Source organism: Kitasatospora sp. NPDC088264 (assembly GCF_040685715.1).
In the GTDB taxonomy this organism is placed as follows: domain Bacteria; phylum Actinomycetota; class Actinomycetes; order Streptomycetales; family Streptomycetaceae; genus Kitasatospora.
This window is the reverse complement of sequence record NZ_JBFBIR010000033.1, coordinates 72,624-88,505: the sequence shown is the minus strand read 5'-3', so window position 1 is coordinate 88,505 and position 15,882 is coordinate 72,624. Positions and strand designations below refer to the sequence as shown.

Genomic DNA, 15,882 nt, shown 5'->3' with positions numbered 1-15,882 from the left:
CCGGTCGCAGCCAGCGTCGAGGCGGCCGGCGAGCCCGGCCGCGGTCGGCGCCTCGAAGACGTCCCGGATGCCCAACTCCGCACCCAGCGCGCCCCGGACCCGGCTCAGCAACCGGGTGGCGAGCAGCGAGTGTCCGCCGAGGGCGAAGAAGTCGTCGTCGGCGCCGACCGCGTCCAGGCCGAGCACCTCGGTGAGCAGGCCGCAGAGGATCTCCTCCTGCGGGGTGCGGGCGGTCCGGCCGCCGGCGAGGGCGGCGAAGTCCGGGGCCGGGAGCGCGGCGCGGTCCAGTTTGCCGTTGGCGTTCAGCGGCAGGGCGGGCAGCGGCACGATGGCGGTCGGGAGCATGTAGCCGGGCAGTGTCTCCGCGGCGAAGGCGCGCAGTCCGGCCGGGTCGAGGGGGCCGTCGGCGACCACGTAGGCGACCAGGCGCAGGCCGCTGTCGTCGGGCAGGACGGCGGCCCGGTGCACCTGCGGGTGCGCGGCCAGGACGCTCTCGATCTCGCCGAGTTCGATCCGGAAGCCGCGAACCTTGACCTGGTGGTCGGTGCGGCCGAGGTACTCCAGCTCGCCGTCGCGGGTGCGGCGGACCAGGTCCCCGGTGCGGTACATCCTCGTACCCTCGGCGAACGGGCTGGCGACGAAACGCTCGGCGGTCAGCCCCGGCCGGTTCAGGTAGCCCCGGGCCAGCCCGGCCCCGGCCAGGTACAGCTCCCCGGGGACGCCGACCGGCACCGGGTTCAGGTACTCGTCCAGCACGTACCCGGCGGTCCCGGCGACCGTCCGGCCGAGCACCGGCCGCTGGGTGCCGTCGAGCGGCCGGGTGAGGGCGTGCACGGTGGACTCGGTGGGGCCGTACATGGTGTGGCCGGCGGTCAGCGGGGACGCGCACAGCCTGCTCCACAGGCCCTGGCCGATGGCCTCCCCGCCGAGCAGCAGCAGCTTCGGCGCGGGCTCCTCCAGCAGGCCCTCCTCGACCAGTTGCTCGGCGTACGAGGGGGTGACGTGCAGCGTGTCGATCCCGGTCTCGCGCACGTGGCGGACCAGCAGGGCGGCGTCCCGGCGGACCTCGTCGCCGATCAGGTGCAGCTCGTGCCCGGCGACCATCCAGAGCACGACCTCCAGCGAGGCGTCGAAGCAGAGCGACGCGGTCAGCGCGGCCCGCAGCCGGCCGTGCGCCGCCTCGGCGTCCGCGATCATCGTGGCCCGGTGGCCGGCCAGCAGGGCCGCGAGGCTGCGGTGCGGCACCAGCACGCCCTTGGGGCGGCCGGTCGAGCCGGAGGTGTGGATCACGTACGCGGCGTCCGCCGCGTGCAGGCGGGGCCGCGGGTCCTGGGCCGGGCCGGGCTCGTCCGTGACGTCCAGGACGGGCAGGGCGGCCAGCAGTTCGGGCAGCGGCCAGCGGGCGTCGGTCAGCACCAGGGCGGGCGCGGCGTCCGCGAGCATGTGCGCCGTCCGCTCCGCCGGGTACTCGGCGTCCAGCGGCAGGTAGGCGCCGCCGGCCTTGAGTACCGCCAGCAGCCCGACCACCGTCTCCGCCGAGCGCGGCAGGGCGAGGGCCACCACCGATCCGGGGGCCACCCCGGCGGCGATCAGCCGGTGCGCCAGCCGGTTGGCCCGCGCGTTCAGCTCCGCGAAGGTCAGCGCGGTGTCCCCGTGGACCAGCGCCACCGCCTCCGGGCTGGCCGCGGCCCGGGCCTCGAACACGGCCGGGAGCAGCGGCGGTTCCCCGGCCGACGCGGGGCCGGCCGTCAGCGCGGCCCGCTCGGCCTCGGGCAGGACCTCGGCGGCGGTGACGGTCAGGTCCGGGTCGGCGGCGGCCTGCCGCAGGATCAGGACCAGCGCGGCGCCCAGCCGTTCCGCCGTCTCCCGGTCGAACAGGTCGGTGGCGTACTCCAGCCCGCCCGCGAGCCCGCCCGGGGTCCCGTCCGCGCGGTGGCGCTCGGTCAGCGACAGCTTGAGGTCGAACTTGGCGGTGCCGTAGTCGACGGGCTCCTCCGCCGCCGCCACACCGGGGAAGGACGGTCCGGCCTCGGCGGCGGTGGCGAAGGTCAGCATCACCTGGAACAGCGGGTGCCGGGCCAGCGAGCGGACCGGGTTGAGCTCCTCGACGAGGCGCTCGAACGGCGTGTCCTGGTGCTCGTACGCCGCGAGGTCGGTGTCCCGGACGCGGCGCAGCAGTTCGGCGAAGCCCGGCCGGCCGGAGAGGTCGGTGCGCAGCACCAGGGTGTTGGCGAAGTAGCCGACCAGGTCGGTGACGGCCTCGTCGAGGCGGCCGGCGACCGGAGTGCCGATCGGCAGGTCGGTACCGGCGCCGAAGCGGTGCAGCAGGGTGGCGTAGGCGGCCTGGAGGACCATGAACAGGGTCGCGCCGTGCTGGGCGGCGAGCTCGCCGAGGCGGGCGTGCAGTTCGGCGTCGAGTTCCAGCGGGACGACGGCGCCGCGGTGGGTGGCGACCGGCGGCCGGGGGCGGTCCACGGGCAGCGGCAGCTCCTCCGGCAGGTCGGCCAGCGCGGCGCGCCAGTAGGCGAGTTGGCGGGCGGCCAGGCTCTGCGGGTCGTCCTCGTCGCCGAGCAGGGCGTGCTGCCAGAGCGCGTAGTCGGCGTACTGGACGGGCAGCGGCTCGCCGTCGGGGGCGCGGCCGGCGAGCCGGGCCCGGTAGGCGTCGGTGAGGTCGCGGTAGAGCGGGCCCAGCGAGGCGCCGTCCCCGGCGATGTGGTGCAGGACGAGGACCAGGACGTGCTCGTCCGGGCCCTCGGGCCGCAGGTAGGCGTGCAGGGGCAGGTCGGCGGCCAGGTCGAAGGTGTGGCGGGCGAGTTCGTCCACCGGCCGGTCGGTGGTGGTGAGCAGCGGGGCGGTCGGCCCGTCGAGGATGTGCTGGTGGGGGGTGCCGTCGTGGACGGCGAAGACGGTGCGCAGGGCCTCGTGCCGCCGGACGGTGTCGCCGAGGGCGTCGGCCAGGGCGGCGGGGTCGAGCGGGCCGCGCAGCCTCAGGGCGAGGGTCACGTTGTAGGTGGCGGCGGGGCCCTCGGCCTGGGCGAGGAACCAGAGGCGGCGCTGGGCGAAGGAGAGCCGCACCCGGTCGGGCCGGGGGCCGGGCCGCAGCGCCGGGCGGGCCGGGGCGGGCACGTCGGCCGCGCGGTCGGCGAGCCGGTCGGTGAGCCCGGCGACGGTGGGGGCCTGGAAGAGGTCGCCGATGGCGAGTTCGATGCCGAGTTCGGCGCGGGCCCGCCCGGTGAGGCGGGTGGCGAGCAGCGAGTGGCCGCCGAGGGCGAAGAAGTCGTCGTCGATGGTGATGTCGTCGATGCCGAGCAGGTCGCCGAAGAGCTCGCACAGAGCCCGTTCGCGCTCGTCGCGGGGCTCGCGGCCGGTGCCGTCGGCGGCGACGTCCGGGGCGGGCAGGGCCCGGCGGTCGACCTTGCCGTTGGCGTTGAGCGGCAGCGCGTCGAGCAGGACGACGGCGGCGGGGACCATGTAGCCGGGCAGCGTGGTGCCGGCGAAGGTGCGCAGCTCGGCCGGGGTGAGCGAGGCGTCGGCGGTGCAGTAGGCGACCAGCCGGGTGTCGCCGGGGCGGTCCTCACGGGCGATCACGATGACCTGGCGCACGGCGGGGTGGCGGGAGAGCGCCGCCTCGATCTCGCCGAGTTCGATCCGGAAGCCGCGCAGCTTGACCTGGCCGTCGATCCGGCCGAGGAACTCCACGGCGCCGTCGGCGCGCAGCCGCACCAGGTCGCCGGTGCGGTACATCCTCTCCCCGGGCGCGTACGGGCAGGCGACGAACCGCTCGGCGGTCAGGCCCGGACGGTTCAGGTAGCCCCGGGCCAGCCCGGCACCGGCGATGTACAGCTCTCCCGGGACGCCGGGCGGGACGGGGCACAGCCGGGCGTCGAGGACGTAGCTGCGCATGGCGTCGAGCGGGCCGCCGATCGGCACCCGGGGGCCGTCGAGGTCGGCGTGGACGAGCGGGTGGTGGGTCGCGAAGGTGGTGGTCTCGGTGGGCCCGTAGACGTGGGCGAGCAGCAGGTCGGGGCAGGCGTCCAGGACGCGCCGCATCAGGGTGCCGGAGGCGGCCTCGCCGCCGGTGCAGACGACCCGCAGGGCGGCGAAGGTCTGCGGGGCCTGCTCGGCGACGAGGTCGAACAGGGCTTTGGTGAGGAAGACGGCGGTGACGTCGTGGCGGGTGGTGACGGCGTGCAGGGAGGTGGCGTCGAGGGCGCCGGGCGGGGCCACCACGACGGTGCCGCCGGCCAGCAGGGGCGTCCAGATCTCGTAGGTGGCGGCGTCGAAGGCGTGCGGGGAGTGCAGCAGGACCCGCTCGTGCCGGCCGTCCTGCCAGCGCCGGTCGGCGGCGAGGTCGAGGACGTCGCGGTGGCGGACGGCGACGCCCTTGGGGCGGCCGGTGGAGCCGGAGGTGTACATCGCGTAGGCGAGCTGGTCCGGGTGGACGGGCACGCCGGGGCGGTGGGCGGGGGCGGCCGCCTCGTCGCCGGGGCGGACCACCACGGCCCGGTGCGGGAAGCCCGGGTCGGCGCGGTCGGTGAGCAGCACGGGGGCGCCGGTGTCGGCGAGCACGTCGGTCATCCGCTCGGGCGGCAGGCCGGGGTGCATGGGCACGTAGCAGCCGCCGGCCTTGAGGATCGCCAGGGTGGCGACGACGACGTCGACGGAGCGCTCCATCAGCATCGCGACGGGGGTCTCGGTGCCGACGCCGAGGGCGATCAGGTGGTGGGCGAGGCGGTTGGCCCGGGCGTCGAGTTCGGCGTAGCCGAGGGTGCCGCCGTCGTGGGCGAGGGCGGTGGCGTGCGGGGTGCGGTCGGCCTGGCGCTCGAAGGACTCGGCGAGGGTCCCGGGCCGGCCCGGGGCGCCGGTGGCGTTCCACTCGGTGAGGATGCGGGTGCGCTCCTCGGGGGCGAGGACGTCGAGGGTGGCGATGGGGGCGTGCGGGTCGGCGGCGGCACCGGTCAGCAGCAGGCCGAGCCGGTCGGCCAGGGCGGCGACGGTGGTGTGGTCGTAGAGGTCGGCGGCGTACTCGATCGAGCCGGTGAGCCCGGCGGGGGCGCCGTCGGGGCCGTGGCGTTCGGCGATGCCGATGTTGAGGTCGAACTTGGCGACCCGCAGGCCGATCGGTTCGGGTGCGGACTCCAGCCCGGGCAGGTCGAGTTCGGCGTCCTGTCCGTGGTTCTGGAGCACCAGCAGGGTCTGGAACAGCGGGTGGCGGCCGAGGGCGCGGGTCGGGTTGAGCTCCTCGACGAGGCGCTCGAAGGGGATGTCCTGGTGGGCGAAGGCGTCGAGCTGGGCCTCCCGGACGCGGCCGAGCAGCTCGGCGAAGCTCGGGTCGCCGGACGTGTCGGCGCGCAGCACGAGGGAGTTGACGAAGAAGCCGACCAGGTCGTCCAGGGCCTCGTCGGCGCGGCCGGCGAGGCCGGTGCCGAGCGGGATGTCGGTGCCGGCGCCGAGCCTGGTGAACAGTGCGGCCAGGCCGGCCTGGAGGACGGTGAACAGGGTGGTGCGGTGCGCGCGGGCGAGGTCGAGCAGGGCGCTGTGCAGGTCGGCGCCCCAGGTGAGGTCGACGGAGTCGGCGGCGCCGGTGGGGGCGGGCGGCCGGGGGCGGTCCGTCGGCAGCTCCAGTTCCTCCGGGAGGCCGGCCAGCGCGGTTCGCCAGTGGTCGAGTTGGCGGGCGAGCAGGCTCTCGGGGTCGCGCTCGTCGCCGAGCAGGTCGCGCTGCCAGAGCGCGTAGTCGGCGTACTGGACGGGCAGCGGCTCCCAGTGGGGGGCGCGGCCGACGAGCCGGGCCCGGTAGGCGGTGGCGAGGTCGCGCAGCAGCGGGCCGAGCGACCAGCCGTCGCCGGCGATGTGGTGCAGGACGACGAGCAGCACGTGCTCGGTCGGAGCGAGGGTGAACACCGTGACCCGGATGGGCAGTTCGCGGCTCAGCTCGAAGGTCTCGGCGGCGGCCGCGTCCCGGCGGGCGGGGTAGTCGTCCGGTGCGCAGTCCACGACCAGGAAGCGCGGCTGCGCCTCCTCGGCCGGCAGGATCTGCTGCACCGGGACTCCCCCGGCCACCGGGAACACCGTACGCAGGGCCTCGTGCCGGGCGACCACGTCCACCGTCGCGGCGCGCAGCGCGGCGGTGTCGAGCTCGCCGCGCAGGCGCAGGGCGAACGGAAGGTTGTACAGCGCGGTCGGCCCCTCGATCTGGTCGATCAGCCAGAGACGCTGCTGTGCGTACGAAACCGGGATCACGGTGCTTCCTCTACTCACGTCACGGCACGGGGTGGTCTGGGACGGTCAGGCGACGGCCAGGGTGGGCCGGACGCTGGGCCGGCAGTCCAGGACGTCGAGGGGCTGCCCCATCGCGACGGCGATCCTGCGGTCGCCGCGGTACGGGTCCCGGCCGTGCGCGCACAGCACGTTGTCGACCAGCATCACGTCGCCGACCTGCCAGCGCTCGCGCACGGTCGCGGCGTGGTACGCCTCGTTGAGGGCGTCGACGTCGGCGCGCTCCAGGGGTTCGCCGTCCCCGAAGCCGGTGTTGAACGGGAAGCCGTCCGGGCCGAACTCGTCGGTCATCGCCTCGCGGATGTCCGGGTCGAGCGACCACTCGCTCCAGAAGGCGAGGTGGTTGAACCAGACCTCCTCGCCGGTCGCCGGGTGGTGGATGGTGCCGGGACGCAGCTGGCCGGTGCGCAGGTTGCCGTCCGGCAGCCACTCCCAGGTGATGCCGTTCTCCCGGCAGTAGGCCTCGACCTCGGCCCGGTCCTCGGTGGCGAAGGCGGTGCGCCAGCCCAGGGAGACGTAGTCCGAGTAGTTGCGGGTGAGCGTCCAGCCGGACGTCCGCATCCGCTCGACCAGGTGCGCGGGCAGGTGGTCGAGCACCTGGCGGCAGTCGGCGGTCGGGGTGGCGCCGCCCTCCTCGGGGGCGGTCAGGCAGGCGAAGAGCAGCCGGCCCGGGAAGGTGAGGGTGTAGCTGTTCTCGTTGTGCATCCGGATCGGCTGGGGCGACGGCAGGTCGGTGGAGGAGAAGACGCCGTTGCCGTAGTCGCTGCGCGGGGTGGCCTTCTCCCGGTAGGGGGTGCGCTCGGGGATGAGGACGTCGCGCACGGCGGCGACGTCCTCGGTGCTCGCGACCGGCAGGCCGCGCAGGAAGATCGTGCCGTGCCGGTGCAGGGCTTCGGTGAGCTCGGCCTCGTTCTCGCGCAGCCATGCGCGGGCCTCGCCGATGTCGGCGGTGCGCGGGGCGTGCGCGAGGGCCGGACGGCCGGGGTTCAGTTCCCAGGTCAGCATGGTCGCGCTCACTGCCGGGCGAGGGAGGCGGTCAGGCTGGCGGGCCGGATGTCGGTCCAGTTGGCCTCGATGTGGTCGAGGCAGCCCTGGCGGGTGTCCTCGCCGTGGACGGTGGTCCAGCCGGCCGGCACGTCGATCCAGACCGGCCACAGCGAGTGCTGGTTCTCGTCGTTGACCAGCACCAGGTAGCCGGCGTTGTCGTCCTCGAACGGGTTGCTCATGGTGTCCTCCTTGGGTTGCTTCGAAGGTAGGGGCGGGCCGGGGGGCGCAACGGCAGGAGTCGCGGCAGGAACGCGGCAGTTCGGCTCGGGCGCCCGTCGGCGGTCCGCGGCGGGCCGGTTCAGCGCGGGGTGAGGCGCACCGGGAAGTGGTCCAGGCCGAAGTTGATGATCGAGCGGTTGTGGACGACCGGCCCGGTCGGTTCGATCACGGCGACGCGCTCCAGCATCGCCGCGAACAGGGCGCCGAGTTCGGCCTTGGCCAGCGGCGCGCCGATGCAGTAGTGGGCGCCGAGGCCGAGGGCGAGGTGCTTGTTGGGGGCGCGGTCGAGCAGGATCTCCTCGGGCCGGTCGAAGGCCTCCGGGTCCCGGTTGGCGGACCACACCCAGACCGCGACCCGGTCGCCGCGCCGGATGGTGCGGCCGTCGAGCTCGGTGTCCCGGCTCGCGGTGCGCAGGGTGTGCAGCCCGACGGACGTCCAGCGCAGGAGTTCGTCCAGCGCCGAGTCCATGCCGACCTCACCCCGCTGCAACTGCCGCCACAGTTCCGGGTGCTGGACGAGGGTGTGCAGGCCCATGGCCGCGGTGTGACGGACGGTCTGGACACCGCCGACCACGATGTTGTCCAGGTTGAGGACGACGTCCTCGATCGGCAGCAGCTTGCCGCCGACCCGGTAGGTGGCCATCTTGCTGATCAGGTCGTCGCGCGGGTCGGTGCGGCGCAGCATCACCTGGTGCAGCAGGTAGGGGATGAGCTGCTGGTGGCCGGCCCGGCGCTCCTCGGGGGTGCGGCCGAGGAAGGCGACGTCGCAGACCCGCTCGACCATCTCGCGGTCCTTCTCGGGGACGTCCAGGAGGTCGCACATGACGGACAGCGGCAGGGCGGAGACGGCGTCGACGAGGTCGACCTCGCCCAGCTCGACGGCCCGGTCGACGATCGAGGCGGCGAGTTCGGTGATGCCGCGGGACGCTCCGCGCACCGGGCCGGGGGCGAAGAACGGGTTGGCGGGCGCGCGGAGTTCGCGGTGCCGGGGCGGGTCGGTGAGGGCCATCATCCGGCCGGAGCCGACCGGGACGTTGCCCTCGCCGGCGCCGAGCAGCGAGCCCTGCTCGGAGCTGTAGAGCGTGGCGTTGCGCAGCACCTCCGCGGAGTGCCGGTAGGAGAGCACCGACCAGATCGGCCCGTCGTCGACGGTGTCGGTGCGGTGGACGGAGGCCTCCCGGCGCAGTTCCGCGACCAGGGCGGGGGTGTCGGGGCGGGCCCACAGGCCCGGGTCGGTGAGGTCGACCGCGGTGGTGGTCAGCATGGCTACTCCGTCGTGGACTGGTCGGCGGCGGCGCCGGCCCGGTGGCCCGGGCCCGGTCGCTCGATGAGGGAGGTCAGCAGGTCGACCGGGCCGGGCCCGTCGACGGTGGCGAGCAGGTGGCCGCCGGGGACGATGTGGTGGCCGCTGGCACCGCGGGTGTGGACGGCCCAGCCCTGGAGTCCGGCGGAGCCGAGCATCGGGTCGTCGGCGCCGGCGACGGTGTGCAGGTCGGAGCCGATCGGCGGGTGCGGGCGGGGGCGGTAGGTGGCGACCACGGCCAGGTCGGTACGGATGCCCTGAAGCGCGTGCTCCTTCAACTCCGAGTCGCCCTCGATGAGTTCACCCATGCCGGCCAGGCGCAGCAGGTCGTCTGCGGTGTGCTGCGGGCGGTCCCGGCCGGCCCAGGTGGCAGGCGGCGATGCGGAGGCGGCGACCACCAGTTCGGGCCGCCGCTCGGCGGGCAGCGCCCGGGCGACCTCGTAGCCGAGCAGGGCGCCGAAGCTCTGCCCGTAGAAGCCGAACCGGCCCGTCAGGTGCGGGGTGAGGGCGTCCACGACGGCGTCGACCAGCAGGTCGAAGCTCGCGGGCATCGGGTGGCCGAGGCGACCGCCGCGGGCGGGCGGGCGCACCGCCCAGACCTCGGCGGTCGGGGCGAGGGCGCGGGCGAGCGGGGTGTAGGCGGTGGCGTCGCCCCCGGCGTGCGGGAAGCAGAACAGCCGGAACGGGCGGTGCGGTTGGGGCGCGGGGACGAGCAGCCAGTCCCCCTCGACGCGGGGGCGCACCCGCGTGGCGGTGGTCATGCGCCGCTGACCCGGGCGCGGGCGGTCAGGGCGGGCCGGGGGGCGGCGGTGCCGGCCTCGACGGCCTTCCCGACGGTGGCGGTGAAGGCGGCCAGGTCGGCCGAGTCCAGCAGGTGGCGCAGCTGGAGCTCGATGCCGAGCCGGCGGCGCAGCAGGTGGACGACGCGCAGCGCGGCGAGCGAGTGGCCGCCGAGCGAGAAGAAGTCGTCGGTGGGCGTGACGCCGGTCAGGCCGAGCACGGTGCGCCAGACCTCGGCGACCTGCTCCGCCAGCCCGCCGGGGCCCTCGGCGGGCGCCTCCTCGGCCGCGGGGGCGGGCTGCGCCGCGGGGGCGGGCAGGGCCGCGTGGTCGACCTTGCCGTTCGGGGTGAGCGGCATGGCGTCCAGCACGGTGATCGCCGAGGGCACCAGGTGCGCGGGCAGGGTGGCCCGCAGGCGCTCGGTCAGTTCGGCGGCGGTGGCGGCGCCGGTGACGTAGCCGACGAGCCGGCGGTCGCCGGGGGCGGGCTCGTGGACGGTGACGGCGGCGGCCTGGACGCCGTCCAGCCGGGCCAGCGCGTGCTCGACCTCGCCGAGCTCGATCCGGTAGCCGCGCAGCTTGACCTGGCGGTCGACCCGGCCGACGTACTCCAGCCGGCCGCCCTCGCCGCGCCGGGCCTGGTCGCCGGTGCGGTACATCCTCTCGCCGGGGGCGGTCGGGTCGGCGACGAAGCGTCCGGCGGTCAGCCCGGGGCGGCCCGGGTAGCCGTGGGCGAGCCCGGGCCCGGCGAGGTACAGCTCGCCGACGACGCCGTCGGCGACCGGGGCGAGCTTCTCGTCCAGCAGGTGGAGGCGCACGCCGGGCAGCGGCTCGCCCAGGTGCGGACCGGGGCCGCTGATCGACGTGGTGACGGCGTCGACGGTGCACTCGGTGGGCCCGTACAGGTTGAGCGCGTCGATGCCGCCGTCGGCGAGCTCCCGCCAGGTGTGCTCGGGGACGGGCTCGCCGCCCATGAACAGCCGCGGCACCCGGGCGCCGGTGAGCGGCTCGCGCAGCAGCTCCCAGTGCGAGGGGGTCAGGTCGAGGTCGGCGACGGCGTGCTCGGCCAGCAGGGCGGCCACCCGGGCCGGGTCGGCGCGGTGCTCGTCGCCGATGACCAGGACGGTGTCGCCGCGGCAGATCCGGGCCCACTGCTGGACGGAGGCGTCGAAGGAGACGCTGGCGTTCCAGCCGACCACCCCGGGCTCGGCGCGGTAGGCGCCGGCGGCCTCCAGTGCCTCCACCAGGGCGGCGACGGCGCCGCGCGGCACCTCGACGCCCTTGGGGAGCCCGGTGGAGCCGGAGGTGTAGATGACGTAGGCGGGGTCGAGCGGGTCGGCCGCCTCCGGCAGGTCCGACCCGGCGGCGGCGGCGTCCGGGCGCAGGACCGGCACGTCCTGGGCCGCCGGGAGGCCGTCCGTACTGATCAGGGCCGCGAGCCGCGCGTCGGCGGCCATGAAGGCCAGCCGCTCGGCGGGGTAGGCCGGGTCGAGCGGGACGTAGGCGGCGCCGGCCCGCCAGACGGCGAGCAGGGCGACCGGCAGGTCGGCGGTGCGGGCGAGGTGGACGCCGACCCGGTCGCCGCGGCCGACGCCGTGGGCGCGCAGGGCGCGGGCCAGCGCGGCGGTGCGCAGGTCGAGTTCGGCGAAGTCCAGGCGGGCCGCTCCGGCGAGGACGGCGGTGCGCTCGGGGTGGGCGGCGACGGCATCGCGCAGGCGGTGCAGGAGGTCGGTCATGACGGTTCCTCAGGACTCTCGGACGGAGGCGGCCATGGCGTGCAGGGCTGCCGTGTAGGTGTCGATGAACTGCTCGGCGGTGGTGTCGGTGACCAGGGAGCGCTGGTGGTCCACGGCGAGCAGCACGCGCTGCGAGACCGGGTCCTGGATCAGCGAGGCGCCGAACGCGAAGCTGTTGGGCTCGTGGCGCAGGGTCGGCTCGCAGCCGATCCGGCCGTCCACGATGCGGGCGGAGCTGAGCCGGCCCAGGGCGTGGAAGCGCAGGTAGCCGAACTGGCTGTCCAGCGCGGTGTCGGTCATCAGCCGGGCGAGCCGGGCGAAGGGCACCCGGCGGTGCGGCATCATGTCCAGTTCCTCCCGGTGCACCTCGCGCACCAGGGCGAGCAGGTCGTCGGTGGGCTCGCAGCTCAGCGGGACGGTGTTGAGGAACAGCCCGTACACCTCGGTGCCGCCGAGCCGTTCCAGCCGGCCGTTCACGGCGAGGCCGGTGGTGACGCGCCGTCGCCCGGTGACGGCGGCGAGGGCGTGCAGGTGGGCCGCGAGCGCGACCGACTTGAGGGGCACGGCCAGGGCGTCGGCGACCTGCCGCAGTTGCTCGGGCGCCTCGGGCAGCACCCGCTCGACGGTGCGCGGCGCCTCGTGCACGTCCTCGCTGCCGGGGAAGGACTGGCCGCTGACGCCGGACAGCCGGTCGCGCCAGTACGCGAGCGAGCGCTCGTCCCCGGCGGCCTGCCGTTCGACGGCCACGAAGTCGCGGAATGCGGTGCGCGGCGGCGGGGTGGGGGCGCCGAGCGGGTCGGCGGCCAGGGCCGTGTGGCGCTCCAGGATCTCGGTGAACAGCGAGGTGAAGCTCCAGCCGTCGAGGATGGCGTGGTGCTCGGAGATGGTGAGCTGGAAGGCGTCCTCGGCCAGGCGCTGCACGGTGATCCGGAACAGCGGCGGGGCGGTGAGGTCGAAGGGCGTCCACCGGTGGGTGTCGAACACCTCACGGACCGCCGTGTCCTGGTCGGGCTCGCCGCGCAGGTCGGTGAACTCGACGGGCACGGGCAGCCGCCCGTACACGAGCTGGAGCGGTTCGCCGTAGCCGGACAGGTCGAGGCCGGTGCGCAGCACCGCGTGGCGCTCCATGGCCTCGGCGACCGAGCGGCGGAAGGCCTGTTCGTCGAGGTCGCCCGAGATCCGGTAGGAGTTGACGTTGTGGTAGCTGTCGGTGCCGCCGGCGATCTCCATGTGGAAGACCATGGAGAGCTGCATGGAGACCATCGGGTAGGCGTCGGCCAGGCCGGGCGGCAGGTCGTCGCGGTCCTCCGGGGTGATCAGGGAGAAGGGCTCGTGATCGGCCGGGCCTTCGGCGACGGGCTCGGCCAGCGGCAACAGGGCGGCGACCGTGGGGGCGTTGAAGACGTCCCGCAGGCTCACCCCCCAGCCGCGCTCGTGCAGCGCGCCGGCGAGCTGGACGGCCCGGATGGAGTCGCCGCCGAGGTGGAAGAAGTCGTCGTGGACGCCGATGCCGTCCACCCCGAGGACCTCCGTCCAGACGGCGGCGAAGGCCTCCTCCTCCGGGGTGCGCGGCTCGACGTGGCGGCCTCCGGTGGCCGTGCTGCGCTGGCCGGGGGCGGGCAGCGCAGCACGGTCCACCTTGCCGTTGACGGTGAGCGGCAGCGACTCCAGGACGGTGAAGCCGGCCGGGACCATGTACGGGGGCAGCGAGCGGCCGAGGAAGGCGCGGACGTCGGCGGGCTCGCGCCCGGTGACGTACGCGGCGAGCCGGTCGTCGTGCACGGTGACGACGCAGGCGTCGACGTCCGGGTGGGCGGCGAGCGCGTTCTCGATCTCGCCGAGCTCGATCCGGAAGCCGCGCAGCTTGACCTGGAAGTCGGCGCGTCCGATGTACTCCAGACCGCCGCCGGGCAGACGCCGGGCGACGTCGCCGGTGCGGTAGAGCCGCGCCCCGGGCGGGCCGTAGGGGTCGGCGACGAAGCGGCCCGCGGTGAGGCCGGGGCGGCCCCAGTAGCCGTGGGCGAGGCTGCCGCCGCCGATGTACAGCTCGCCGGCCGCGCCGGGTGGCACCGGACGCAGCCAGTCGTCCAGGACCTGGGCGGTGAGGTGCGGCATGGGCGCGCCGATCAGGCTGCGCTCGAAGCCGGCGCTGCCGGCCAGGTCGTGGGTGGTGACGTGGACGGTGGTCTCGGTGATGCCGTACAGGTTGCAGAGCCGGGCCGGGGGCGGCGGGTCGAGTTCGAACCAGCGCTGGACGACGCCCGGGTCCAGCGCCTCCCCGCCGAGCATGATCCACTTCAGCGCGGACAGGTCGCGCGGGCCGCGCCGCAGCACGGGCTCCAGCTGGCGCAGCGCCGAGGGGGTGAGGCAGAGGAAGGAGACCCACTCCTGCTCCAGCAGTTCGGCGAACTCCTCCGGCGAGCGGCTGGTGACGTAGGGGACGACGACCAGGCGGGCACCGTGCAGCAGGGCGCCCCACATCTCCCAGACCGTCCAGTCGAAGGCGTAGCTGTGGAAGAGCGTCCAGGTCTCCTCCGGGCCGAAGCCGAAGTGCTCCGCGCCGTCCGCCATGAGCCGGCTGACGTGCTCGTGGGCGACGGCGACGCCCTTGGGGCGGCCGGTGGAGCCGGAGGTGAAGATGATGTAGGCGACGTCGCCGGGGCGCCCGGCGGCCGGCGGGCGGTGGTCCGGCCGGGCGGCCAGGTCGGCGGCCTCGGCGGTCAGGTCGTAGGCCTGCCAGGGGCCTTCGGGGGCCCGGTCCGGGCGGTCGGTGACGACGAGGGTGACGTCGGCGTCGGCGAAGACGAGCGCGGCGCGGTCGGCGGGGGCGGCGAGGTCGACGGGCACGTACGCGGCGCCGGTCTTGAGCACGCCGAGGACGGTGACCAGGACGTCGGCCGTGCGGTCCAACAGCATTCCGACGCGGTCGCCGGGGCCGGCCCCGCGGGCGCGCAGGGCATGGGCCAGGCGGTTGGCCCGGCGGTCGAGTTCGGCGTAGCTCAGGGTGTGGCCGGAGTCGCTGACGGCGGGCCGGTCGGGGTGGGCGTCGGCGGCCTGCTCGAACAGCCGGTGCAGGCAGTGGCCGGGGGTGTCGGTGGCCCGGACGGCCTCGGCCCCGGCGGTGCGGCCGGTCAGCCGCAGCACGGTGGCGTCGGGCTCGTCCAGGGCCGCGGTGAGCAGGGCGCCGAAGTCGGCGGCCAGCCGGCGCACCGTCCCGGCGTCGAACAGCTCGCTGCGGTACTCGGCCTCGCCGCGCAGTTCGCCGCCGGGGTCGCCGGGGTCGCCGCCCGTCCCGCTGCCGGTCCCGCTGCTGTCGAAGACGGACCAGGTGAGGTCGAACTTGCTGGTGCCGTTGGAGCGCACCCGGCTCTCGGCGGTGGCCCGGCCGAGCACGAGCGGGGTGCGGTCCTCGCCGTGGGCGCCGAACACCACCTGGACCAGCGGCGGGTGCTGCGCGGTGCGGGCGGTGCCGAGCTGGTCGACCAGCTGGTCGAAGGGCACGTCGAGGTAGCCGTAGGCCTCGAAGGCGACGTCCTGGACGTGCTCCAGCAGGGCGCGGAAGCTCAGCCCGGGTGCGAGCCGCAGGCGCAGCGGCAGCAGGTTGACGAAGTAGCCGAGCAGGTGCTCCAGTTCGGGCCGGTTGCGGGTGGTGACGGGTGTGCCGATCACCAGGTCGTCGGCGCCGGTCCAGCGGTTCAGCAGCAGGGCGAAGGCGGCCAGTTGGACGGTGAAGGGGGTGACGCCCTCCGCCTCGGCCAGGGCGCGCACCTTCGCCGCCGTGCCGGGGGCGAGCCCGAACTCCTCGGTCCGTCCCGCCGCGCCGCGCTCGGCGGGACGGGGCCGGTCGGTGGGCAGCTCCAGCAGGGCGGGTGCGCCGTGCAGCTGCTCCTTCCAGTAGGTCAGGTGCTCCTCGAAGGAGGTGTCGAGCTCCTCCACCGCGTAGTCGGCGTACTGCACGGTCAGTTCCGGCAGGTCGGCGGCCCGGCCCTGCACCGCGGCGCCGTACAGGTCGGCGAGTTCGCGCTCGAAGACCTCGGCGGACCAGCCGTCCCAGACGATGTGGTGGACGGTGAACAGCAGCGTGGTGCGCTCGTCCGCCAGTTGGAAGGCCTCGGCGCGCAGCAGCGGTCCGGCGGCCAGGTCGAAGGGTTCGGCGCAGCGGGCGGTGAGCAGTTCCTCCAGGCGTCCGGCCTGCTCGGGGCCGCCCTGCGGGCGCAGGTCGGTCACCGCGAGCGGCACGGCGAGGGTGTGGTGGACCTGCTGGCGCGGGCCGTCGGGGTGCAGCGCGAAGGTGGTGCGCAGCACCTCGTGCCGGGCCACCAGGGCGTCCAGCGCGCGCTGGAGCAGCGGGAGGTCGAGCGGGCCGGTGACGTCGACCGTCCAGGGCGTGCAGTAGGTGACCTGCCGCGGATCGAGGCGGTCGAGGAACCAGAGGCCGCGTTGCAGCCCCGAGGCGGGCGCGGTGCGCGCCGGGTGGTCGGACGGGCTCACGGCCTCGTTCCCTTCGTGTGCGGTGCGGCCC

The 15,882-nt window shown here is 75.4% G+C and carries 7 protein-coding genes; all 7 read right to left on the bottom strand.

Features of this window, described 5'->3' with window-relative positions:
- A partial coding sequence (locus AB0O82_RS24195) for an amino acid adenylation domain-containing protein (protein WP_363586028.1) occupies positions 1–6,240 on the bottom strand: 6,240 nt, incomplete at its 3' end.
- Positions 6,241–6,285: 45 nt separating this feature from the next.
- On the bottom strand, positions 6,286–7,281 hold the full coding sequence (locus AB0O82_RS24190) for a TauD/TfdA family dioxygenase (protein ID WP_363586027.1): 996 nt from the start codon (positions 7,279–7,281) through the stop codon (positions 6,286–6,288).
- Positions 7,282–7,289: 8 nt separating this feature from the next.
- Positions 7,290–7,502, bottom strand: coding sequence for an MbtH family protein (locus AB0O82_RS24185; RefSeq protein ID WP_063350320.1), 213 nt, complete (start codon positions 7,500–7,502; stop codon positions 7,290–7,292).
- A 119-nt stretch (positions 7,503–7,621) separates the two neighbouring features.
- Complete coding sequence (locus tag AB0O82_RS24180; protein ID WP_363586026.1) at positions 7,622–8,806, bottom strand: cytochrome P450; 1,185 nt, start codon at positions 8,804–8,806, stop codon at positions 7,622–7,624.
- Between the two features lie 2 nt (positions 8,807–8,808).
- Positions 8,809–9,606 (bottom strand): thioesterase domain-containing protein, encoded by a 798-nt coding sequence (locus tag AB0O82_RS24175; protein ID WP_363586025.1) that lies wholly within the window; start codon positions 9,604–9,606, stop codon positions 8,809–8,811.
- A complete protein-coding gene (locus AB0O82_RS24170) occupies positions 9,603–11,360 on the bottom strand; it encodes a non-ribosomal peptide synthetase (protein ID WP_363586024.1) in 1,758 nt (585 codons plus the stop codon). Before AB0O82_RS24170 ends, AB0O82_RS24175 begins: the two co-directional genes overlap by 4 nt.
- Positions 11,361–11,369: 9 nt before the next feature.
- Entirely contained in the window at positions 11,370–15,851 is a 4,482-nt protein-coding gene (locus AB0O82_RS24165; RefSeq protein ID WP_363586023.1) for an amino acid adenylation domain-containing protein, read from the bottom strand.
- Positions 15,852–15,882 lie beyond the last annotated feature (31 nt).